We start from the raw sequence: 21,952 nt of genomic DNA, 5'->3' as shown, positions 1-21,952 counted from the left end.
CGTCGGTGCGACGACCCGAAGATCCCGCCAAGTCCCTTTCCCCGTCCCCCTCATGTCGTACGTTCATGGCATCCGGGAGTACTACGGGGAGCGCGCATGGAACTGTCCGGGGTGACGCTGGCCGGGCGCTACGAGCTGAAGGAGCTGCTCGGCCGCGGGGGCATGGGCGAGGTGTGGCTGGGCCGCGACCGTTCGCTGCTGCGCCGTGACGTCGCCGTCAAGGTTCTGCCGACGCCGGTCCGCACGGACGCGGTGCGGCGCTTCCAGCGGGAGGCGGCGACCCTCGCGGGGCTCCAGCATCCCGGGATCACCGTGGTGCACGACGCCGGGGAGCACGACGGGTTCCTGTTCATCGTCATGGAGCTGCTGCGCGGCCAGGACGTGGCGCGCCTGATGGCCGGGCACCGCGCGGGTCTGCCCGTCGGGCGGGCCGTCGACCTGGCGCGGCAGACGGCCGTCGCCCTCGCCGCCGCGCACGAGAGCGGCGTCGTCCACCGCGACCTCAAGCCGGGCAACCTCTTCGTGCGGCCCGGCGACCAGATCAAGATCTGCGACTTCGGCATCGCCCGCTCCGCCGATGCCTCCGCCGTGCTCACCACGGTCGGCCGTGTCGTGGGCACGCCGCTGTACATGGCGCCGGAGCAGTGGCGCGCCGAGGACCCGGCCGCCCCGGCCGACCTGTACTCCCTGGGCTGCGTCCTGTACGAACTGCTCACGGGACGCCCGCCGTTCACGGCCGACGCGTCCCTCTACGCCCTGATGCACCACCATGTGACGGAGGTGCCGCGGCCGCCGCGCGAGCTGCGGCCCGAACTCCCCGCGCCACTGGCCGACTTGGTCCTTGCGCTGCTCGCCAAGGATCCCGGGGACCGGCCGGACGCGGCCGCGCTGGCCCGTGAACTGGCCGCGCCGAGCGGCACGGCCGAGGGCGCCGCCGACGCGCGGCCGACCGCCCCCGCTCCCGCCCCCCGGCGACGCGCCCGAGGGAGTGTGCTGACAGCCATGGGCCGCAGCACCCTCTCCGGGCACCGCACCGCGGTGCTGTCACTCGCGTTCAGCCCCGACGGCGGCCTCCTCGCGTCCGGCGGCGGCGGCAACTGCGTGCGCCTGTGGGACCCGGACATCGGCGAAGCACACAATCCGCTCCCCATGGGCAGCTCCCACAACGCGCTCGTGGTCTTCAGCCCGGACGGCCGGACCCTCGCGACCGGTTGCGGAAGGTACGCACGCCTCTGGGACAGGCAGGCGTTCGTGGAGCGTATGGCCGTGAAGTATCCGGGCTGGTCCAGGGTGGTGAGTTCCGTGGCGTTCAGCCCGGACGGCCGCACCCTCGCCACCGGCGGCAGCGACGGGGCGATCCGGCTCTGGGACGCGCACACCGGGTTCGCGGGGCGGGAGATGCGCTGGCCCGGTGGCTGGGTGACGCGGGTCGCGTTCAGTCCCGACGGCCTCGGCGTCGCCGGTGGCGGCCAGAACAAGACCACCCTGCTCTGGGACGTCGCCACGGGCGAGCCGCGCTGGGAGATCCCCGGGCGGACGGCCGACACCGCCCTCGCCTTCAGCCCGGACGGCACCGTCCTCGCCACCGCCCCGCGCGGCGACCTGCTCGTCCACCTCAAGGATCCGGACACGGGCAAGGACCGCCGCGCCGTGGACGCGCACGCCCAAGGGGCGACGGCCCTGGCCTTCAGCCCGGACGGTCATATCCTCGCCACCGCGGGACGCGACGGCCTGATCTGCCTCTGGGACCCGGACACCGGCGACCAGCGCATCGCCCTGACCGGGCACGCGGGCGAGGTGCTCTGTCTGGCCTTCAGCCCCGACGGCCGCACCCTCGCCAGCGGCGGCCAGGACCGGGTGATCCGTCTGTGGGACATCACCACCGGCCAGTAGCCGTCACCCCACCGAGGGCGTCACCGCACCACGACCGTCACGGCAGCCGCCGGGGCGGCGGACGGTACGACGCCGCCGTGAAGAACCCGCCGCCGTTCTCGCCCAGGCGCCCCGGGCCGGGACGATGGGGGCGCGGGCGTCGGCCACCGCCCCCACCGCCGTCATCGTCATCGTCGTCATCACCCTCGTCCTCGAAGGCGAAGTCGTCCTCCGGCTCGTCGGGGTCCTCGTCCGCCGGGACGCCGAGCAGCCGACGCGTCAACTGGTCCCGGTCCGACAGGAGTTCGCCGACGGCCGCGCGGACGTCCTCGGCGTCGGTGTCCGCGTCCCGCTCGGCGGCGATGAGCACGGCCCGCCGCACCAGCTCCTTCGCGAACGACGCCGTGGTGCCCTCCGTGCGCTCGACGGTCTCCGCGAGGACCTCCTCGTCGAGGCCGAGCGCGCCGCCGTACAGGTCGAGCAGGCGGCGCCGTCCCAGGGGGTCGGGCAGCGGGATCTCGACGGCGAGGTCGACGCGGCCGGGGCGCTGGGCGAGGGCGGGCTCCAGGAGGTCGGCGCGGTTGGTGGTGAGCAGGAAGGCCACGTCGGCGTCGTCGCCGATGCCGTCCATCTCGTTCAACACCTGGAAGAGCAGGGGCTGTTCGCCGCCGCCGAAGTCGCGGGACTCGGCGATGAGGTCGCAGTCCTCAAGGATCACGAGGGCGGGCTGGAGCATCCGGGCGAGGGCGCAGGCCGGGCCGATGGCGCCGATGGTGGTGCCGGAGAGCAGGACGACGGTGAAGTCGGGCAGGCCGGAGAGGAGGTAGCGGATCGTGTGGGTCTTGCCGGTGCCGGGCGGCCCGTACAGGAGCAGGCCGCGGCGCAGGTGCTGGCCCGCCGCGCGCAGCCGCTCGCGCTGCCGGGCGACGCCCACGACCTGGCGTTCCACCCGGTCGAGCAGGCCGTCGGGGAGCACGATGCCGTCGCGGGTCAGGCCCGGGCGGCGGTGGAAGCGGAACGGGCCGAGGCCCTCGCCGAAGGCGTCGCCCTGGAAGGACAGGACCTGGCCGCGGAAGATGTTGTGCTCGCTCAGGTACGCGTCGATGCCGGCGAGCAGCCGCCGGGCGGTGTCGCGGGACGCGGCGAGCACCTCCAGCTGGACCTTCTCGCGGCCGAAGTCCTCGCTCGTGCCGCGCAGCAGGGCGACACAGCGCTCCTCGCGGCCGTCGGGGGTGCGCTCCGTGCCGAGGTAGAACCCGAAGGACACGCAGGCGAGTTCGTCGTCCGGTGAGATCGGCAGGTGGGTGTAGTCGACGGCGCCGACCACGAACTTGTCGTAGCGGTCGGCGGATTCGATGATCTCCGAGAGCGAGTAGTGGTTGCGGTGGTCGGAGCCCGTCATGCCGAGCAGTTCGTACGAGCGCGAATCGGCCGTGAACCAGCGCTCCAGGGCGAGGTGGACGTTCGGGTGGTCGTACGCCGCGTAGGTGGCCTTGACCACGGGGGCCTCGCCGGGCTCGATGCCGAGGTGGGCGCGCAGGCGCGCGGTGAGGTCCCGGTCCGTGCCGTCGGTCCTGGCCGGGCGGGCGACGGCTTCGAGGAACTCCTCGAACAGCTGGCTCACGCGCTCCAGGCCGCCGTTCCCGTTCCCGTTCCCGCCCCCGTCCCCGTTCCCGTCCGGGCGCTCCGCCCCGATCTTCGTCACCCTGTCTTCCCCCTGGTCCATTCGTCCACTCCCTGTGAGGCCGCGTCCGGCCGCCGCTGGTCAGGCGGCACGCCGGTGATGACCTCTCAGCCTGCGGGGCGGCCGGGGCGGGGCGCAACCGGATTGTGGGCCGGGGAGGCCGCGCGGACTCCGCACGACGTACTCCCCGCCCCCTTCGGGAAGTTGACGGCGTACAGCCATTGACGGCACCGCCGCCCACAACTACAAAACCCTGAGAGCGCTCTCAGCGAACAGCCCCGCCCCACCACCCCCAGCCTCACGGAGGTGCCCCATGGGCACGAGCCGCACGAGCCGCCTCTTCCGTTTCCGTACGAGACGCACGACCCCGCTCCTCGCCGGGCTCGCCGCGGCGGGCCTGTGCGCCGCGCTGCTGAGCCCCGCCGAAGCGCGCGGCGACGTCCCCCCGGCCCCCGGCTGGACCCTGCAGTGGAGCGACGACTTCAACGGCCCCGCCCGCTCGCTGCCCTCCGCCGCGAACTGGCAGATCGACACCGGCCACAACTACCCCGGCGGCCCCGCGAACTGGGGCACGGGCGAGATCCAGAACTACACCTCCTCCCCCGACAACCTGAGCTTGGACGGCAACGGCAATCTGCGCATCACCCCGCTGCGGGACGGCGCGGGCAACTGGACCTCGGCCCGGATCGAGACCAAGCGCGCCGACTTCAAGGCACCGGCGGGCGGCACCCTCGCCATCGAGGGCCGCGTCCAGATGCCGAACGTCACCGGCGAGCAGGCGCTCGGCTACTGGCCCGCGTTCTGGGCGCTCGGCGCGCCCTACCGGGGCAACTACTGGAACTGGCCGGGCATCGGCGAGTTCGACGTGATGGAGAACGTCAACGGCATCAACTCGGTGTGGGGCGTGCTGCACTGCGGGGTGAACCCGGGCGGCCCGTGCAACGAGACGAACGGCATCGGCGCGAGCCGCGCCTGCCCGGGCGCCTCCTGCCAGTCGGCCTTCCACACGTACCGCTTCGAGTGGGACCGGGCGGCGAGCCCCAACGTGCTGCGCTGGTACGTCGACGGGCAGCTGTACCACAGCGTCGACCAGAACCGGGTGGGCGCCGAGGCGTGGAACAACATGACGAACCACGCGGGCTACTTCATCCTCCTGAACGTGGCGATGGGCGGCGCGTTCCCCGACGGCGTCGCGGGCCGGGCGACGCCGGTGGCGGCCACCGTGCCGGGCCGCGCGATGGCCGTGGACTACGTGGCGGTGTGGACGCGCGGCGGCGGGGGCGGCGACCCCGACCCCGGCACGCCCTCCACCCTGCATCTGCGCCCGGGCGGCAGCCTCGGCCCGGCGACGGGCGCCGCGGCGGCCACCACCCTCGCCTCGGCGGGCGGCGCCAACCACGACGGCGCCCCGCACAGTCCACAGACGTTCACGGCCACCGGCGTGAACGGCGCCTACGGCGGCGGGTCCACGCAGTTCGACCTGCTCGTCGACGCGGGCTCGGCGGTCGCCAACGGCCAGCAGGTGCGGGTGAGTTACGACCGGACGGGCGACGGCTCCTGGGAACGCACCGAGACGTATCAGTACTTCGCCACCGATCCGGTACCGGGTTACGAGCACTACACCCAGTCCAAAGGGCTCAAATCAGCCACCGGCGCGCACGGCGCCATGACGAACGGCACCGTGCGCGTCGAGGTGTGGAACGCGATCGGGAACGCGGCGAGCACGGTCGGGACCGGCAACCAGTCGTTCGTACGGATCCCGTACGCGTAGCCCCGACTGGTCACCCCGGCCGCCGTCAGGCGGCGTCGAGGGCCTCGGTGATCTTGCGGTCCATGTCGACCAGGACCGGGCTCGGCTGCCCCTTGGTGGCCCGGGCCGCGGTCTCGACGGCGACGAGGACGGCCGTGCGGTAGTTGTCGGCCTCGGCCTGGTCCTGCTTCTTGAGCAGGGCCATGGCCGCCGTCAGGTTCGGCAGCACGCGGTCGGCCAGGTCGGCCACGGACGTGCCGCTGAGGTCGCTGTCCTTGGGGTACTCGGCGAGGACGTGTCCGACCACGCCGGTCGCGGCGGTCAGGGCGACGGAGCCCTCGGCGGCGACCTTGCCGGGCTTGCCGGTGGCGTCGGCGGCGGCCATCAGCGCGACGGCGCCGTACGCGGCGGTGCGGAGGGTGGACTTGTCCTGGTCGGTGAGGGTGACGGACATGGTGGTGTGCTCCTTCGATTCGGTAAGAGAAAGGTTCTGAAAGGGAGTTCTCGCGTACGGGTCCGGGCCGGGGCTCAGTCCTCGATCGCCTGGTAGAGCGTGGTCCAGAAGTCGTGGATGAGCCGCGCCGGGTGCGGCGTGGTCAGGCCGACCTGGGTCAGCAGGATCCCGGTGAGGCCCGTGTGCGGATCGGCGTACGTGGAGGTGCCGGTGCCGCCGTCCCAGCCGAACTGGCCGATGGGCGCGTAGTCACCGCGGTAGGTGCGCACCGCCATGCCGAAGCCCCAACCTCCTTGCTGCCCCTGCCCGAAGGACACCTGGACGCTGTCGCGGGCCAGGGCGGTGCGGGCGGCCTCCTGCTCGGGCGTGAGGCAGTTGGTGGTCATCAGCTCGACGGCGGGCCGGGACAGGATCCGTTCGGTGCCGTGCGTGCCGCCGTCGAGCAGCATCCGGAAGAACGCGTGGTAGTCGTCGGCGGTGGAGACGAGGCCGCCGCCGCACGCCTGGAACGGCGGGGGCGAGCTGTACTGCCCGCCCACGGCCTCGTCCCAGACGTTGAACTTGCCGGACTCGGGGTCGGGGGCGTAGCTGGGCGGCAGCCGGTCGATCTTGTCGGCGGGGACGTGGAAGCCGGTGTCCTTCATCCCCAGCGGGTCGAGGACGCGTTCGCGCAGGAACGTCTCGAACGGCTGCCCCGTGACCCGGGCGACGAGCACGCCGAGCACGTCGTGGCTGAGGTGGTACTGCCAGCGCTCTCCGGGCTGCCCCATCAGCGGCAGTTCGCCGAGGCCGCGCATCCACGCGTCAGGACCGGGCAGCGGCGACGCGCCCTGGCTGAAGACGCCGCTCTCGAAGATCGCGTTCATGATCGGGGTGCCGATGGCCGTCAGGTCGATGCCGAGCCCGAACGTGGAGGTGACCAGGTCGCGGACGGTGATCGGCCGGCGCGCGGGCTCGGTGTCGTCCAGCGGGCCGTCGATCCGCTTGAGCACCCGGCGGTCGGCGAGTTCGGGCAGCCACTCGTCGACCGGGTCGTCCAGGCGCAGCCTGCACTCGTCGAGCAGGACCATCACCGGCGCCATCGTGACCGGCTTGGACGTGGACGCCATCCGGAAGATCGTGTCCCGGGCCATCGGCGCGCCGCCCTCGTGGCGCATGGTGCCGACCGTCTCGACGTGCGTCTCGTCGCCCCGGCCGACCAGGGCGACGAGCCCGGGGATCCTGCCGGACTCGACGTGCCGTGCCAGTACCTCGCGCAGCCGGTCGAGCCCTGCCTCGGAGAAGCCGTTGCCCTTGCCCATCACGAACCCCCTTGCGTACCGTCGCCTTCGTTCAGCAATCACTGAACGAGCACGAAGGTACATTGCATTCACCGATCCGTCAAAGGTCAAAAAGGGCCGACTCCCCATCTCACATCGGGAAGTGCGGATTGCTATTGCAATGGGCATGGAGCTGAACGCAACGGGCGGCCCGGACCGTGATTGCAATGGGCTGTGAATGAACGCATACTTCGCAGGTGCGGGCACCGAGCCCCGCGCAGGGCGACAGACCGGAGAGGAACACCGATGCCCGGAGGCAGGCTCACCAATGAGGAGCGCCGATTCATCGCCGCGGGACTGGCGGAGGGGCTCGGATACACGGAGATCGGCCGCCGCCTGGAGCGGCCCGCCTCGACGATCATGCGGGAGGTCTCCCGCAACGGCGGCCCCGAGAGCTACGGCGCGGACCGGGCGCAGGAGGCCACCCGGCACCGCGCGCGCCGCCAGAGACAGGACGCGCCGCCCGCGCCGCCGCTGCCCGACAGCAGCCATGGGCGCGACCCGCGGGCGGTCCAGGACTTCACGGAGTCCTTCACCGAACTCCTTTTACAGCAGGGTCTCCCCCGGATGATGGCCCGGGTGCTCGCCTGTCTGCTCGTCGCCGACTCCGGCACGCTCACCGCGGCCGAGCTGGTCCAACGGCTGCGCGTGAGCCCGGCGTCCGTCTCGCACGCGGTCACGTTCCTGGAGGAGCAGGGGATGATCACGCGGGACCGGGCTCCCGGCGCGCGCCGCGAACGCTATGTCGTCGACGACGAGATCTGGCTGCGGTCCACGCTCGCGGCGCTGCAGATGAACGACGTGCTGGCGGCGGCGTCGCAGCGCGGCGCCGATGTGCTCGGTGCCGCGACCCCGGCCGGGGCCCGCTTCGGATCGTCCGCCGAGTTCCTGCTGCTCGTGAACGAGGCGCTGCGGAACGTCATGGAGCAGTGGCGGCGGAGCCAGGCCGCCGCGCGTTCCGACGCGCCCCAGGACTGAGGCCGAGGCCTGGCCTCAGCCCCCTGACCTCAGCCCCTTGGCGTCAGGCCCCTGGCGTCAGGCCCTTGGCCCCCGACCCCGCCCTCAGGCCACCGGCTCCTTGACCGCATCCCCGGCGTTCGCGGGCGCCGCATCGACGGGCTGCCGCTTCTCCTGCCCCTTCCTCGGCAGCAGGAAGGCCACGATCACCGTGCCGGTGCCGAGGACCAGCGCCCCGACGAGGCTCGTGTGCGCCACCGCGTCGGAGAACGCCGAGCCCACCGCGTGCTTCATCTGCTCGGCGTTCTGGGCGAGTTCGCCTGCCTGGGCCTTCAGTTCGGCGGCTTTCTGGGGCGTGGTGCCGGGCGCCGCGGCCTGCTCGGCGAGCTTGCGGGCCTGGCCGCCGACGGCCTGGGCGACGCCGCCGCCCGCGCCCACGGAGTCCTGCGCCTGCTCAAGGGCGTACGCCGGCAGCTTGCTGCCCTTGGTCTCGTCGGCGAGCCCGTCGGCGTACGAGGTGGCGAGCACCGAGCCGAGGACGGCGATGCCGAGGGAGCCGCCGAGTTCGAGGGAGGTGTCGTTGACGGCGCCGCCGACGCCGAGTTCGGACTCCGGGAAGGCGCCCATGATGGCGTCCGTGCACGGCGAGACGGCGAAGCCGAGGGAGACGCCGAGGATGATCAGGGAGGGCACGAAGTCGGCGTACGTGGAGCCCTCGTCGGTGGCCGTGAGCAGGGCGAGGGCCGTGGTGCCGCCGACCATACCCGCCGTCACCATGACCTTCGCACCGAGGCGCGGGGTGAGGAAGCCGGTGAGGGCCGTGCCGACGAACACCGCTCCGGCCAGCGGCAGCATGCGGACACCGGTCTCCAGCGGGTCGTACAGGAGGACGAACTGGAGGTGCTGGGTGAGGTAGAGGAAGGCACCGAAGACGGCGACGAAGAACAGGGCGACGGCGAGGTTGGCGCCGGAGAAGCCGCGCTCGGCGAACTTGCGCACGTCCAGGACGGGCCGCGGGTGCCGCAGCTCCCAGACGACGAACAGGGCGAGGCCCACGGCGGCGATCACGGCCGCCGTCACCGCGCTGGCGCCCCAGCCGAAGCCCGGACCCTCGATGATCATGTAGATGAGCGCGCCGATCCAGACGACGGAGAGCAGCCCGCCCACATAGTCGATGCGCCCCCGGGCCGCGGCCTTCGATGGCGGTACGAGGGCGAAGGCGCCGACGATCGCGACCACCGCCACCGGGACGTCGATGAGGAACGTCGAGGCCCAGCCGTAGTGCTCCAGGAGCGCACCCGCGATCAGGGGCCCGGCGGCGATGGCGATGCCGGACGTCGCCGCCCACAGCGTGATCGCCTTGGCCCGCTCCTCGCGCGGGAACGTCGAGGCCAGCAGCGAGAGGGTCGCGGGCATGATCATGGCCGCGCCCACGCCCATCACCGCGCGTGCGGCGATCACGGCGGTCGAGCTGTCCGCGAGCGCCCCGGCCCCGGCTCCCGCGCTCAGCACCACGAGCCCGAGAACGAGGGCGCCGCGACGGCTGTACTTGTCGCCGATCGCGCCGAACAGCAGCATCAGGGCGGCGTACGGGACGGTGTACGCGTCGATGACCCACTGCAGGTCGGAGCTGGACAGGTCGAGGTCGCGGGTCATGTCCGGGGCCGCGACCGTGAGCGCCGTGTTCGCCATGACGGCGATCAGCAGGCTCAGGCACAGCACACCCAGCGCCCACCAGCGGCGGGCGTAGGGCCGGTCCATCCGCTCGACCGGCTCCCTGATCAGCAAAGGCATCGGGTCCACCCCTCACGATTTCCGCCGTCGCCCGCAGGGCGCGCACGGCACACATCGGATCTCGCACAACGCAGATCTTGCACAGCGCTGTGCAATTGCACGCACCTGTGCAATGTACGTGATGAACGGCCATGTTGCACATCGGTGTGCAAGCACGGGAAGCGCGGCAGAATGAGCGCATGAGCCGTACGCAGCCGACGCCGACGCCGTCCGTGCCCCCCGAGGGGCCGACCTCCACGGAGGTCGCCTCCTCGGGGATCGCCTCCACGGGAGCCACCGCCGCGCCTGCCGCCGTGTCCGCCGCACCTGCCGCCGTGTCCGCCGCGCAGGCCCGCGCCGACGCCAACCGGCGCCGCATCCTGAACGTCGCCTTCGCCGAGCTGACCCGGGACCCGGACGCGTCGATGGACCAGATCGCCCGCGCCGCCGGTGTCGTACGCCGCACCGTGTACGGCCACTTCCCGAGCCGCGACGCCCTCGTCACCGCGATCCTCGACGAGGCCGTCGAGGCGGTCACCGCCGCGCACGCCGCCGGGTACGAGGGCGTCGACGACCCGCCCCGCGCGGTCGCCAGCGCGATGCTCGCCGTCTGGGACGTCACCGACCGCTACCGCCTGCTGATCTCCCTCGCCCAGCGCGCCATCGCCATGGAGGGCATCCGCGAACGTCTCGCCCCCGTCCACGAGCGGGGCACGGCAATGCTCCAACGGGGCCTGGACGAGGGCCGGTTCGTCTCCCCGATGCCCGCGAACGCCCTCGCCTACGTCGTCGAGAACATCATGTTCGCCCTGATGGAGTCCGCGAACGACGGCCTCATGGAACCGGCGGATGCCGGACGTGCGGCGGCGGTCACGTTCCTGTGCGCGGCGGGGTTGCCTCCGGCGGAGGCGGAGGAGTTGGTGGCGGAGGTGGCCGCCGAGCAGACGTCCGGGGGCGCGCCGGGACGGGCGTAGGAGCGGGGCGCCTGCTCCTCACCCTCCCCGCCTGGAAGTCGTTCCTGACCGGGCCCTGAGGCCCCCTCCCCCCTGGTCCGGGCACCCCGGGCGTTCACGCGCGGTACTCCACCAGCACCGGCGACTCCCCGTATACCACCCGCTCCCCCGCCCGCACCCGCTCCACCCCGCCGTCCATCCGGCGCAGCCGATGGGCCCCCTTCCCCAACTCGGCTGCCGCGCGGCCCTGTTGGGTCCAGCGGATGGAGAAGCGCGGGCCCGCCGGATCGGGTTCGCGGGTGCCGCCGGGGCGGAAGACGCATTCGTAGACGCCGTCCGGGAGGCCGACTCCAGTGCCCTTGCCGCAGGAGGTGATCTGTTTGTCGGCGAGCCAGCCGTGCAGGCGGCCGATGCGGCGGCCGGGTTCCGCGGGGGGACCGCCCACGGGCTGGACGACCAGGGGGATGTTCCTGCCGCCCCAGGCGTAGAAGTACATCCTTTCGATGAAGGATTTACGGGCATAGAGGCCGACCAGGTAGAAGCGCACGGCGTAGTCGTTGGCGCGGCGGGCGGAGAGGCGGGCGCCGTCGTCGATCTCCGCGCCCGGGCCGGTGTTCCACACCCGCCGGCCCACGTTGTGTCTGCGGAAGACGTCCTCCGCCTTCTCCGCGAGTTCGATGATCTCCTCGGGCGGCCCGTCGGCCCGGCGCGGGTGCAGCTTGAGCGCCGCGGTGTCGCAGAACTCGTACGCCCCGGTGCGCACGAACTTCGCAAGCAGTTCCCTGCCTTCGGGCTCCCACAGCTTGCCGAAGGAGGGGCACGCGAGTTTCGCGTCCGGGTCGACGCGCCGGATGATCCGTGCCGCCCCGCGCACCATCTTGGCCAGCGTGGCCATGCTCCCGGTGTAGTGGGACGTGGCTCCCACGCTGTCCCAGAGCTCGTACGCCGCGATCCGGGAGCGGTAGCGCGTGGCGACCTTCTCGACGAAGTGCTCCCAGTCGGCGAGATCGTCGGGGGGCGCGGCGCGCGAGTCCTCCGGGTACGCCGACTTCGGCCCTTCGGGAGCCGCCCAGCCCGGAGTGCCGCCGAACACGAACAGGACGGGCAGGTGCTTGCGTTCGGCGCCCCGCACCGTGCGCTCCAGGATCTTCCAGTCGAACTTCCCGCGCTCCGGCTCGACCTGGGCCCAGCGGGTCTCGCTCTCCCACAACCGGACCCCGCTGACGGCGAAGTCCGGCATGAGGCCGGTGTCGGTGTTCATCGTGACGCCGAAGAACTCGGGGTCGATCGGCTTGGGCGCAAGGGCCCAGTAGGGGCCGTCGATCCGCTGGCCGGAGGAGCGGTCGACCGTGCCGCCGCTGTTCCCTGGGCCGCCGCTCGCCGTGGCGCCCCCGCCTTCGCCGCCCGGGTCCGGCCGTCCGTCGAAGGTCACGACGCTCACCACGGCGACGGCCACGACCATGGCGAGCAGGAGGGTGCGTAAGCGCCGCGGAGGGAGGGGGATCGGCCGCCGGGTGGCCCGTGCGGCGGGCTCCGCTGCGGCCGACGCGGCGGGCGGTTCGGCGGGCGAGCCGGCCTCCCCCGACGGGACCTCCCCCGACGCTGCCTCCGCCGACGCGGACGCCGACGCCGCCTCCGCCCGCGCCCACGCCCCGTACAGCCGGTCCAGCTCCTCCTGCCCCGCCCCGCACACCCGCGCGATCCGCTCGACCGTGCCGAAGCTCGCGGGCACCGTCAGGCCCTGGCAGTAGCGGTGCACCGAGGAGCGGCTCAGGCCCGTACGGCTCGCGAGAGCCGTGTAACTACGACCGCTGCGCTCCTTCAACCCCTGCAGAAGATCGGCCAGTTCGTGAGTCTCACTCATGGGCTTGCCCCTGTGTCCGTCCCACAGCGGCAGAACATAGCAGGCAGGGGGGTTTCGGGCGTCCCATCGTCCCAGCGGGACGCGTCCTGCTTGCCGACGGCGCGTCTCATCGAGATCGTCGTCCCTGTCGCCGTTCGGGGGAGCGGCGACCGCTCAACACCATCGGGGGAACCACCGTGCTGCGTGTCCACTTCACCGCGACCGATCTCGTCCGCACCCGGGTCTCCGACGGAGCCGATCCGCTCTGGGAGACCGTCCTCAGCCTCCACCGCCTCCAGGACCAGCGTCCCGATCCGGCCCTCGCCGTCTGTCGCCGTTCAGGGCACGGCGACAGACAGGGGCCGCTCGGGATGCTCCTGCCGCTCGTACCGCGACGCGGGTACTTCCCGGACTTCCTCACGCCACCCGCCGCGGCGGCCGGGATGGAGCCCGGCCTCGACGCGCTGATGTCCACACCGCGCACCCGGCTGCGCGCCGAGCTGACCGTCCTCGCCGACCGCAATCCGCTGCCGTCCTGGACCCGCTCCCTGGCCGACGGCGAACCCGCCGCCCTGCGCCGACTCGCCCGCGCCCTGCGCACGTACCACCAGGGGACGCTCGGCCCCCGCTGGCCCCGCATCACCCGGCGCGCGAACACCGACCGCGCCCTCAGGCTGCACGCGCTCTGGCACGGCGGCGCGGAGGCGATGCTCCGGACGTACGGCCCGTCGATGCGCTGGCGGTCACCGGTGCTCGAAGTCGCCTACCCGGTGGACCGCGACCTGCGGCTCGACGGACGCGGGCTGCTCCTGGTGCCGTCCTGCTTCGCCCGCAGCCCGGTCGCCCTCGCGGACACCGCGCTGCCGCCGACGCTCGTCTACCCGGCCCGGCCGCGCACGGCCGACGACGTCCGCCCCGCGTACGAGGGCCTGGCGCCCCTGCTCGGCCACACCCGGGCCGCCGTGCTCCAGGCACTCGGCGGCGATCCCACCACCACGGAACTCGCCCGCCGAGCCGGCGTCTCCCTCTCCTCGGCGAGCGAACACGCCGCCGTCCTGCGCGAGGCGGGCCTGGTCTCCAGCGTCCGCCAGAGCAACGCGGTACGCCACGCGCTGACGCCGTTGGGCTCGGCGCTGCTCAGGGGGGTCGCCTGACGTGCGGCGATGCGGCGGGAGACGCTGTGCCGGTGCGGCGATGATTTGAGCCTGTCCGGCGATTGAGGACGAGGCCGAAGGCCGATCGGCCCCGGCCTCGTCCAAGGGTCACGCAAAGGTCAGACCTTGACGGCGGCCGCCTCGTCCACAGGCTGCCCCGACGCAGCCTCATCGTCGGCCCCGGAGCCGGGCGCGGGCTTCTTCTCCAGGGAAGGCCCCACGTCCCCGTGGTCGTCGTCGAGAAGCGTCCGCTCGTCGAAGGGAATCTTGCCGTCCAGGACGGCAGCCACCCGCTCCCGGTCGACCTCCTTCGTCCACGTACCGATCAACAACGTGGCCACCGCGTTACCGGCGAAGTTCGTCAGCGCACGGGCCTCGCTCATGAAGCGGTCGACGCCGATGATGAGGCCGACGCCGTCGACGAGGGCGGGCTTGTGGGACTGGAGGCCGGAGGCCAGGACCGCGATGCCCGAGCCGGAGACGCCCGCCGCGCCCTTGGAGGCGATCATCATGAACAGCAGCAGCGAGATCTGCTCACCGATGCCCAGCGGCTGGTCCATCGCGTCGGCGATGAACAGCGAGGCCATCGTCAGATAGATCATCGTGCCGTCGAGGTTGAAGGAGTACCCGGTGGGGACGGTGATGCCGACGACCGGGCGGCTCACGCCCAGGTGCTCCATCTTCGCGATGAGCCGCGGCAGCGCGGACTCCGACGAGGACGTGGACAGGATGAGCAGGAACTCCCGGCCCAGGTAGCGGAGCAGCTTGAACAGGTTCACGCCGGTCGCCAGGCGCAGCAGCGTGCCGAGCACCACGAGGATGAACAGCGCACAGGTGATGTAGAAGCCGATCATGATGGTGGCGAGCGCCTTGAGGGCGTCCGTACCGGTCTCGCCGATCACGGCGGCCATCGCGCCGAACGCGCCGATCGGCGCCATCCACATGATCATGCCGAGGATGCGGAAGACCAGCTTCTGGATGTGCTGCACCCCGCGCAGGACCGGCTCGCCCGTCTTGCCCATGGCCTGCAGGGCGAATCCGACGAGGAGGGCGACGAGGAGGGTCTGGAGGACCTCGCCCTCGGTGAAGGCGGAGACCATCGTCTTGGGGATGATGCCGAGCGCGAAGTCGACCAGGCCCTTGTCCGCCTCGTCGGCGGCGGTGTGGCCCGCCTTCTTGTCCGACGAGGTCAGGTCCATGCCGTCGCCGGGGTGCAGGATGTTGCCGACGATCAGGCCGATGGCCAGCGCGACCACGGACATCGCGACGAAGTAGGCGAGCGCGAGCCCGCCGACCTTGCCGACCTTCGCCGCCTGCCGGACCGAGCCCACGCCGAGGACGATCGTGCAGAAGATGATCGGCGAGATCATCATCTTGATCAGGTTCACGAAGCCCGTGCCGATCGGCTTGAGCTCCTTGGCGAAGTCCGGCGCGATGAAGCCGACGGCGATACCGATCAGTACGGCGACGATGACGGCGATGTACAGATAGTGGGTCCGGTCCCGTTTCGCGGGCGGTGCGCCCGCGTCGGCGGTGTCGGCCGCCGTCTGTCCCTGTGCCACGGGGTGCCTCCTTGGGCTACGTACGACTGGCGTCTGCGTCCTCGCTAGTCGTGCGGCTCACGTCCTGGCGATTCCGGGTGACTATCTCCCGGCCTGTGACGGCGGTCACGGTTACGTTCATTTAGTTCGCACATACACGTCACGGCAGACTGGCAACATGCCCCAGGTCCCCCGACCACCCCGCTCGCCCCGCCGACCCCGCGGCCCCCGCAGCCTCGCCGGTCAGCTCTTCGCGATGCAGGTGGTCCTGGTGGCGGTCGTGGTCGCGGGCTGTGCCCTGTTCACGTACCTGAGCGACCGGCACCAGGCCGAGGAGGCCGCGCTCCGCCAGGCCACGGCCGCGGCGCGCGCGGTGGCGGACTCGCCGTCGGTGCGCGAGGCGATCCGCGGCGAGGACCCGTCCCGCAGGCTCCAGCCGTACGCCACCGACGTGCAGCTGCACACCGGCGTCGACTTCGTGACGATCATGGACCGGCGGGGCATCCGCTGGACCCACCCCGACCCCGACCGCATCGGCGAGCGCTTCCTCGGCCACACCGCGGAGGCCCTGCGCGGCCAGACCTTCACCGAGATCTACACCGGCACCCTCGGCGCGTCCGCGCGCGTCGTCACGCCCGTCTTCGACGGCGGTGACGACCGGCGCGGCGAGCACGGCCGCATCGTCGGCCTGGTCAGCGCGGGCATCACCATCGACGCGATCAGCGAGAAGGCCCGCGGCCAGCTCGTGGCGCTGCTCGGCGTCGCGGTGGCCGCGCTCGCCCTCGGCGCCGTCGGCACGTACGTGATCAACGCCCGGCTCCGCCGCAGCACCCACGGCATGAACGCCGCCGAGCTGAGCCGCATGCACGACTACCACGAGGCCGCGCTGCACGCCGTCCGCGAGGGACTGCTCATGCTCGACGGGCGGCGCCGCGTCGCCCTCATCAACGACGGCGCCCGCGAGCTGCTCGGCGCGCCCGAGGGCGTCGTCGGCCGGTACGTCACCGACCTCGGCCTGCCCGCGCCTCTCACCGGCGCGCTGCTCGACGCCCGGCCGCGGGTGGACGAGGTGCATCTGACGGCCGACCGGGTGCTGGTCGTCAACACCTCACCCGTCTCCGGCGGCGACCGCAAGGGCACCGTGGTGACGCTCCGCGACCACACCGAACTCCAGGCGCTCGCGGGCGAGTTGAGCTCCGAACGCGGCTTCACCCGGGCGCTGCGCTCACAGGCCCACGAGGCCGCGAACCGGCTGCACACCGTGGTGTCCCTGATCGAGCTCGGCCGCGCCGACGAGGCCGTGGAGTTCGCCACCGCCGAGCTGGAGCTGGCCCAGGCCCTCACCGACCAGGTCGTCGCCGCCGTCAACGAACCCGTCCTCGCCGCCCTCCTCCTCGGCAAGGCCGCGCAGGCCAACGAGCACGGCGTGGAGCTGGTCGTCTCCGCCGACACCAGCGTCGACGACGGCATGCTCCCCGCGAGCCTGCCGCCCCGCGACCTCGTCACCGTCCTCGGCAACCTCATCGACAACGCCGTCGACGCCGCCCAGGGCTCCCCCTCGGCCCGCGTCACCGTGACCGTCCGCGCCGAGTCCGGCGGCCTCATCCTCCGCGTCACGGACACCGGCCCGGGCGTCGACCCCGCCCAACGCGAGTCGGTCTTCCAGCACGGCTGGAGCACCAAGGCCCCCTCGGGCCGCGGCCTCGGCCTGTCCTTGGTGCACCAGACCGTGACGCGTCACGGGGGGACGCTGACCTTGACGGAACCGGAGGGGGGCGGTGCAGAGTTCACGGCGAACCTGCCCCTGACGGCGGCGTCCATCGGCGCCCGCCCCGGCCCACGTACAGACGGAAAGGCCGACAGATGACCGACCCCACCCCGATCCGGGTCCTGGTCGTCGAGGACGACCCCGTCGCGGCCGACGCCCACGTCCTCTACGTGAACCGAGTGCCAGGCTTCGAGGTCACCGCCACAGCCCACACGGCCGCCGAGGCCCGCCGCGCCCTCGACAAGACCCCCGTCGACCTGATCCTCCTCGACCTGAACCTCCCCGACGGCCACGGCCTGGCCCTCGCCCGCACCCTCCGCGCGGCGGGCCACCGCGCGGACGTCATCGCGGTGACGTCGGCCCGCGACCTCGCGGTGGTCCGCGAGGGCGTCTCCCTCGGCGTGGTCCAGTACGTACTGAAACCCTTCACCTTCGCGACGCTCCGCGACCGCCTCACCCGCTACGCGGAATTCCGCACCGCCGCGGGCGAGGCGACGGGCCAGGACGAGGTGGACCGCGCCCTCGCGACCCTCCGCGCCCCCGCCCCCGCGGCCCTGCCGAAGGGCCTCAGCGGCCCCACCCTGGAGAAGGTGACCCGCACGCTCCAGGACGCCGCCCCCGACGGCCTCACCGCCGCGGCCACCGCGGACACCACGGGCCTCTCCCGCATCACGGCCCGCCGCTACCTGGAGCACCTGGTGACGACGGGGCGGGCCGCCCGCAGCCCCCAGTACGGCCACGTGGGCCGCCCGGAACTGATCTACCGCTGGCTCCCGCCGTCCTGATCAACACCCGAGGGACCCCCAAACCCCCACCCCATAACAACGTTGTCACGTTAGCGACAAGCGTCAACGCACAGCCTCCGCAACCCCGTTGCAAGGGCATTGACCTTGCTCCGAGCCCGCGCTTACGTTCACCGGCAGCAGCCCCGCGCGGCAGCACCCCCGCGCCGCGGCGCGGCCGCGTCGGACCGTAGGAGGTCGTGCCCGTGCGCCCCACCGCCCCCGCCCCTCTGCTCCTGGCAGCCGTGCTCGCCGCCTCCACCCTGACCGCGTGCGGCGGCGGCTCCGGCGACGACCCGGACACCGTGAAGGTCTCGTACAAGCAGTCCATGGACAACAAGATCCGGGTGATGGACGACTACCTGGAGTCGATGAAGAAGCAGTTCGAGAACGCGAACCCCGGCAAGAAGGTGAAGCTGGTGCCGATCAAGGCGCCGGACGCCGAGTACTACACGAAGGTGCAGCAGATGCTGCGCTCGCCGAAGACCGCCCCCGACCTGGTCTACGAGGACACCTTCCTCATCAACTCCGACATCACCAGCGGGTACTTGAAGCCGCTCGACCCCTATCTGGAGAAGTGGAAGGAGTGGCCGAAGTTCATCCGCACGGCCAAGGCGGCGGCGAAGGCGGAGGACGGCAAGACGTACGGCGTGCCGGACGGCACGGACACGCGCGGCCTCTGGTTCGACAAGGACATCTTCGAGAAGGCGGGCCTGCCCGCGAACTGGCAGCCGAAGAACTGGGACGAGATCCTGGACGCGGCCCGCACCATCAAGGAGAAGGTCCCGGACGTCGTCCCGCTGAACGTCTACACCGGCAAACCCGGCGGTGAGACCTCGTCGATGCAGGGCATGGAGATGCTGCTCTACGGCACGGGCGAGAACCCGCTGTACGACCCGAAGGCGAAGAAGTGGGTGGTCGGCGGCCAGGGCTTCAAGGACTCCCTGAAGTTCGTGGAGACCGTCTACAAGGAGAAGCTCGGCCCGGACGTCGAGGACGCCCTCGACCCGAACATGGCGACGCGGGTGCGCGGCGAGTTCCTGCCCAAGGGCAAACTCGGCATCAACCTCGACGGCTCCTGGCTGCCGCAGGACTGGCTGCCGGGCTCCGGGCACGAATGGCCCGAGTGGTCCAAGGAGCTGGGGCTCGCGGCGATGCCCACGCAGCACGGCCAGGCCCCCGGCAAGGTGAGCATGTCCGGCGGCTGGACCTGGGCGATCCCGTCGAAGGCGGACAACGCCGACCTGGCGTTCAAGTTCATCGAGACGATGCAGACCAAGGAGAACGCGAAGAAGTGGTACATCGCGAACTCCGGCATCTCGGTGCGCGAGGACGTCGCGAGGGATCCCGCGTACATGAAGGCGCAGCCCGGCATCAAGTTCTTCACCGACCTGGTCGCCTCGACGCACTACCGGCCCGCCTTCCCCGCGTATCCGAAGGTGTCCACGGCGATGCAGGAGGCCATGGAGCAGGTCACGACGGGGGACGGCTCGGTGGACAAGGCGGCGAGCGGCTATGACGACGAGGTCAAGTCGGCGACCGACGGCAAGGTGATCGAGAAGTGACGGCTCCCCCGGGCCACCGGCGGCTCGCCCGCTCGCTGGCCCGGGCCCTGCCGGTGTCGCCCGCGGTCGTCCTGCTGCTGCTCTTCCTCGCGGGCCCGATCGGCTACTGCGCGTACATCGCCTTCACCGACCTCCAGCTCACCGGCCAGGCCCAGGAGTCCTTCGTCGGCTTCGAGAACTTCCGGACGGCGTTCGACGACGAGGACTTCGTCAACGCGGTCTGGCTGACGCTGGTCTTCACGTTCCTGTCGTCGATCGTCGGCCAGAACACCCTGGGCCTGGCCCTCGCCGCCCTGATGCAGCGGGCGTCCAAGCCGGTCCGCACCCTCACCGGGGCCGTGGTCGTCACGGCCTGGGTGCTCCCCGAGGTCGTGGCGGGCTTCCTGCTCTACGCCTTCTTCCGCCGCGACGGCACCCTCAACGCCGTCCTGGACTTCCTCCATCTGCCGTCCCAGAACTGGCTGTTCACGCTGCCTATCCTCGCGGTGTCGTTCGCCAACGTCTGGCGCGGCACGGCCTTCTCGATGCTCGTGTACTCCGCCGCCCTCAACGAGATCCCCAAGGAGATCACCGAGGCCGCGGAGGTCGACGGCGCGAGCGGCTGGCGCCGCATGTGGCACATCACGCTCCCCATGATCCGCCGCTCCATCGGCACCACCCTGATGCTCAACACCCTGCAGACCCTGTCGGTCTTCGGTCTGATCTGGGTGATGACGCGCGGCGGTCCGGGCAACCGCAGCCAGACCCTCCCGCTGTTCATGTACGAGCAGGCCTTCCAGAAGAGCATGATCGGCTACGGCACCGCGGTGGCCCTGCTCCTGCTCCTGGTCGGATCCCTGTTCTCGCTCCTCTACATGCGCCTGCTCCGCACGGAGGTCTGAGTGTCGCGACGCCGCACGAGAAGCCGCCGACTGGCAGCGGACATCGGCCTGTTGGCCGTCGCCGCGGCCTTCGCGGTCCCGCTCGCCTGGGTGATCCTCTCCGCCCTGGACCCCAAGGCCGACGTGGGTGTGAAGGCCCCCGACGGCATCACCTTCGACAACTTCGACGCGGTCCTCACCGACGAGATCACGTACACGCCGATGCTCAACAGCCTGCTGCTGTGCGGCGGCGGCACCCTGCTCACCGTGGTCTGCGCGGCCCTCGCGGCGTACCCGCTGTCCCGCTACACGTCCCGCCTGAACCGCCCGTTCATGCTCAGCATCCTGTTCGCGACGAGCCTCCCCATCACCGCGATCATGGTTCCGGTGTACGCGCTGTTCGTCCGCGTCGACCTCATCGACACCATGCAGGGCACGATCTTCTTCTTCGCCGCGTCCCAACTCCCTTTCGCCATCTGGCTGATGAAGAACTTCATGGACGGCGTCCCGAAGGAGCTGGAGGAGGCCGCCTGGACGGACGGCGCCTCGCCCTTCCAGTCCCTGCTGCGCATCGTCCTGCCCCTGATGGGCCCGGGCGTGGCCGTAGTGACGGTCTTCTCCTTCGTCATGATGTGGGGCAACTTCTTCGTCCCCTTCATGCTGCTCCTGTCCCCCGACCAGATGCCGGCGGCGGTCAGCATCAACGACTTCTTCGGCTCCAAGGGCGCCATCGTCTACGGCCAGCTGGCGGCGTTCTCCCTCATCTACTCCACGCCGGTGATCCTGCTGTACGTCCTGGTGGCGCGGCGGTTGGGCGGGGGGTTCGCCTTGGGAGGGGCGGTCAAGGGGTGATTTCCGGACAAAGAGGGGCGCGTGGAGCACGTGGAGGGCGCTCGCCCGCCGTACTTTCGTACGAGCCGCAGCCCTGTGTGAACAGACCGTAGTCGCCGCCCCCGTACGGCCATACCGTGTGCCCGTGCAACCGAGCCAGCCCACGCCGCCCTTCAACTTCCCCGCCGCGCGCCGCCTCCGGGAGGCGCTGGGCATGGCGCCTGGTCACGTCGCGTACGGCATGCGGGCGAGCTACGGCCTCGCTCATGTCACGCCGGACACTGTTATGTCCTGGGAGCGCGGCCTCTCCTCGCCGACGTCCGCCGAGCTGGCCGCGCTCGCCGCGACGCTGTGGTGCTCGCCGGGCGAGCTGATGGGCGCGGCCACGACGCTGCGGGAGCACCGCCTCGCCCGCGGCCTCGCCCCGGAGGACGTGGCGCGCGGGGCGGGCGTGGAGATCCAGGCGTATCTGCGCATGGAGGAGACCAACCAGTGGCGCGGCACGGACCGCCAGTCCGCGGCCCTGAGCCGCACGCTGCGCCTGCCGCTGCCCGACTTCGTCACGGTGACGGGCCGCGCCGACGATCTCGCGGAGCTGTTGCGCAGCGCGGTCACGACCCGCTGGCAGGGCTACGCACGCCCGGTCAGCAAGCTGCTCGCCCTGGAGAAGCGGGACCTGGAGGGCCCGCTGCGCCGACTCCACGAGGACTACCAGTCCCGGATGGTGCGCACGCTCAGCTGGGGCGGCGGGGCGGGCGCGGACGCGTCGGGGCACGCGGGCCGCGACTTCCTGGACCGGATCCTGGACCACTTCTGGCCGTTGATGCCGGAGAATTGAGCCCGTCC

Annotated in this window: 17 protein-coding genes; 11 read left to right on the top strand and 6 right to left on the bottom strand. The window is 71.9% G+C overall.

Annotation, left to right across the window (positions count from 1 at the left end; translation table 11 throughout):
- Window positions 1–96 precede the first annotated feature (96 nt).
- Window positions 97–1,893: a WD40 repeat domain-containing serine/threonine protein kinase gene (locus ACFVHO_RS11060; protein ID WP_385712342.1), complete on the top strand. Its 1,797-nt coding sequence runs from the start codon at window positions 97–99 to the stop codon at window positions 1,891–1,893.
- A 37-nt stretch (window positions 1,894–1,930) separates the two neighbouring features.
- Here ACFVHO_RS11060 and ACFVHO_RS11055 read toward each other — a convergent pair whose 3' ends face one another.
- On the bottom strand, window positions 1,931–3,598 hold the full coding sequence (locus ACFVHO_RS11055; RefSeq protein ID WP_385712340.1) for an AAA family ATPase: 1,668 nt from the start codon (window positions 3,596–3,598) through the stop codon (window positions 1,931–1,933).
- A 271-nt stretch (window positions 3,599–3,869) separates the two neighbouring features.
- On the opposite strand from ACFVHO_RS11055, the gene ACFVHO_RS11050 reads away from it, so the two are divergent.
- Complete coding sequence (locus ACFVHO_RS11050; RefSeq protein ID WP_385712338.1) at window positions 3,870–5,327, top strand: glycoside hydrolase family 16 protein; 1,458 nt, start codon at window positions 3,870–3,872, stop codon at window positions 5,325–5,327.
- 25 nt (window positions 5,328–5,352) lie between these two features.
- On the opposite strand, the gene ACFVHO_RS11045 is transcribed toward ACFVHO_RS11050, so the two are convergent.
- Together ACFVHO_RS11045 and ACFVHO_RS11040 are read right to left on the bottom strand one after the other, a co-directional pair.
- Window positions 5,353–5,760, bottom strand: coding sequence for a hypothetical protein (locus ACFVHO_RS11045; protein WP_385712336.1), 408 nt, complete (start codon window positions 5,758–5,760; stop codon window positions 5,353–5,355).
- Window positions 5,761–5,834: 74 nt separating this feature from the next.
- Window positions 5,835–7,061: a serine hydrolase domain-containing protein gene (locus ACFVHO_RS11040; protein ID WP_385712334.1), complete on the bottom strand. Its 1,227-nt coding sequence runs from the start codon at window positions 7,059–7,061 to the stop codon at window positions 5,835–5,837.
- 264 nt (window positions 7,062–7,325) lie between these two features.
- Here ACFVHO_RS11040 and ACFVHO_RS11035 point away from each other — a divergent pair, with 264 nt between their 5' ends.
- Complete coding sequence (locus ACFVHO_RS11035; protein WP_385712332.1) at window positions 7,326–8,057, top strand: helix-turn-helix domain-containing protein; 732 nt, start codon at window positions 7,326–7,328, stop codon at window positions 8,055–8,057.
- A gap of 84 nt (window positions 8,058–8,141) precedes the next feature.
- On the opposite strand, the gene ACFVHO_RS11030 is transcribed toward ACFVHO_RS11035, so the two are convergent.
- Window positions 8,142–9,830 carry an MFS transporter gene (locus ACFVHO_RS11030; RefSeq protein WP_385712330.1) on the bottom strand — a complete coding sequence of 563 codons (1,689 nt, stop codon included), beginning with the start codon at window positions 9,828–9,830 and terminating at the stop codon, window positions 8,142–8,144.
- 179 nt (window positions 9,831–10,009) lie between these two features.
- Here ACFVHO_RS11030 and ACFVHO_RS11025 point away from each other — a divergent pair, with 179 nt between their 5' ends.
- Complete coding sequence (locus tag ACFVHO_RS11025; protein ID WP_385712328.1) at window positions 10,010–10,783, top strand: TetR/AcrR family transcriptional regulator; 774 nt, start codon at window positions 10,010–10,012, stop codon at window positions 10,781–10,783.
- A gap of 94 nt (window positions 10,784–10,877) precedes the next feature.
- On the opposite strand, the gene ACFVHO_RS11020 is transcribed toward ACFVHO_RS11025, so the two are convergent.
- Window positions 10,878–12,626 carry a helix-turn-helix domain-containing protein gene (locus tag ACFVHO_RS11020; RefSeq protein WP_385712326.1) on the bottom strand — a complete coding sequence of 583 codons (1,749 nt, stop codon included), beginning with the start codon at window positions 12,624–12,626 and terminating at the stop codon, window positions 10,878–10,880.
- A 176-nt stretch (window positions 12,627–12,802) separates the two neighbouring features.
- On the opposite strand from ACFVHO_RS11020, the gene ACFVHO_RS11015 reads away from it, so the two are divergent.
- Entirely contained in the window at window positions 12,803–13,759 is a 957-nt protein-coding gene (locus ACFVHO_RS11015; RefSeq protein WP_385712324.1) for an ArsR/SmtB family transcription factor, read from the top strand.
- Window positions 13,760–13,878: 119 nt separating this feature from the next.
- On the opposite strand, the gene ACFVHO_RS11010 is transcribed toward ACFVHO_RS11015, so the two are convergent.
- Window positions 13,879–15,321 (bottom strand): cation:dicarboxylate symporter family transporter, encoded by a 1,443-nt coding sequence (locus ACFVHO_RS11010; protein WP_385712322.1) that lies wholly within the window; start codon window positions 15,319–15,321, stop codon window positions 13,879–13,881.
- A 157-nt stretch (window positions 15,322–15,478) separates the two neighbouring features.
- Here ACFVHO_RS11010 and ACFVHO_RS11005 point away from each other — a divergent pair, with 157 nt between their 5' ends.
- The 6 genes from ACFVHO_RS11005 (at window position 15,479) to ACFVHO_RS10980 (ending at window position 21,944) form a co-directional block, all read left to right on the top strand.
- Window positions 15,479–17,167, top strand: coding sequence for an ATP-binding protein (locus tag ACFVHO_RS11005; RefSeq protein ID WP_385712320.1), 1,689 nt, complete (start codon window positions 15,479–15,481; stop codon window positions 17,165–17,167).
- Complete coding sequence (locus tag ACFVHO_RS11000; RefSeq protein ID WP_385712318.1) at window positions 17,164–17,853, top strand: response regulator; 690 nt, start codon at window positions 17,164–17,166, stop codon at window positions 17,851–17,853. Before ACFVHO_RS11005 ends, ACFVHO_RS11000 begins: the two co-directional genes overlap by 4 nt.
- Window positions 17,854–18,050: 197 nt before the next feature.
- Window positions 18,051–19,415 carry an extracellular solute-binding protein gene (locus ACFVHO_RS10995; RefSeq protein WP_385712316.1) on the top strand — a complete coding sequence of 455 codons (1,365 nt, stop codon included), beginning with the start codon at window positions 18,051–18,053 and terminating at the stop codon, window positions 19,413–19,415.
- Window positions 19,412–20,296, top strand: a complete 885-nt coding sequence (locus tag ACFVHO_RS10990) for a carbohydrate ABC transporter permease (RefSeq protein ID WP_385712314.1) — start codon at window positions 19,412–19,414, stop codon at window positions 20,294–20,296. Before ACFVHO_RS10995 ends, ACFVHO_RS10990 begins: the two co-directional genes overlap by 4 nt.
- Window positions 20,297–21,127 (top strand): carbohydrate ABC transporter permease, encoded by an 831-nt coding sequence (locus ACFVHO_RS10985; protein ID WP_385712312.1) that lies wholly within the window; start codon window positions 20,297–20,299, stop codon window positions 21,125–21,127. It abuts the gene before it with no gap.
- Between the two features lie 124 nt (window positions 21,128–21,251).
- Window positions 21,252–21,944, top strand: a complete 693-nt coding sequence (locus ACFVHO_RS10980) for a helix-turn-helix domain-containing protein (protein WP_385712310.1) — start codon at window positions 21,252–21,254, stop codon at window positions 21,942–21,944.
- Window positions 21,945–21,952: the final 8 nt, after the last annotated feature.

It is taken from the genome of Streptomyces sp. NPDC127108, from assembly GCF_042677545.1.
Taxonomy (GTDB): domain Bacteria; phylum Actinomycetota; class Actinomycetes; order Streptomycetales; family Streptomycetaceae; genus Streptomyces.
Note: the sequence above shows the minus strand (reverse complement) of the source record. Positions and strands in the feature narration are given on the sequence as shown.

What these genes read in the sequence shown, in the direction of transcription:
- ACFVHO_RS11000 (WP_385712318.1), top strand. Translation starts at nt 17,164, where the DNA reads ATGACCGACCCCACCCCGATCCGGGTCCTGGTCGTCGAGGACGACCCC.
- ACFVHO_RS11055 (WP_385712340.1), bottom strand. Translation starts at nt 3,598, where the DNA reads ATGGACCAGGGGGAAGACAGGGTGACGAAGATCGGGGCGGAGCGCCCG.
- ACFVHO_RS11050 (WP_385712338.1), top strand. Translation starts at nt 3,870, where the DNA reads ATGGGCACGAGCCGCACGAGCCGCCTCTTCCGTTTCCGTACGAGACGC.
- ACFVHO_RS11020 (WP_385712326.1), bottom strand. Translation starts at nt 12,626, where the DNA reads ATGAGTGAGACTCACGAACTGGCCGATCTTCTGCAGGGGTTGAAGGAG.
- ACFVHO_RS11005 (WP_385712320.1), top strand. Translation starts at nt 15,479, where the DNA reads ATGCCCCAGGTCCCCCGACCACCCCGCTCGCCCCGCCGACCCCGCGGC.
- ACFVHO_RS11025 (WP_385712328.1), top strand. Translation starts at nt 10,010, where the DNA reads ATGAGCCGTACGCAGCCGACGCCGACGCCGTCCGTGCCCCCCGAGGGG.
- ACFVHO_RS11060 (WP_385712342.1), top strand. Translation starts at nt 97, where the DNA reads ATGGAACTGTCCGGGGTGACGCTGGCCGGGCGCTACGAGCTGAAGGAG.
- ACFVHO_RS11030 (WP_385712330.1), bottom strand. Translation starts at nt 9,830, where the DNA reads ATGCCTTTGCTGATCAGGGAGCCGGTCGAGCGGATGGACCGGCCCTAC.
- ACFVHO_RS11045 (WP_385712336.1), bottom strand. Translation starts at nt 5,760, where the DNA reads ATGTCCGTCACCCTCACCGACCAGGACAAGTCCACCCTCCGCACCGCC.
- ACFVHO_RS11035 (WP_385712332.1), top strand. Translation starts at nt 7,326, where the DNA reads ATGCCCGGAGGCAGGCTCACCAATGAGGAGCGCCGATTCATCGCCGCG.
- ACFVHO_RS11040 (WP_385712334.1), bottom strand. Translation starts at nt 7,061, where the DNA reads ATGGGCAAGGGCAACGGCTTCTCCGAGGCAGGGCTCGACCGGCTGCGC.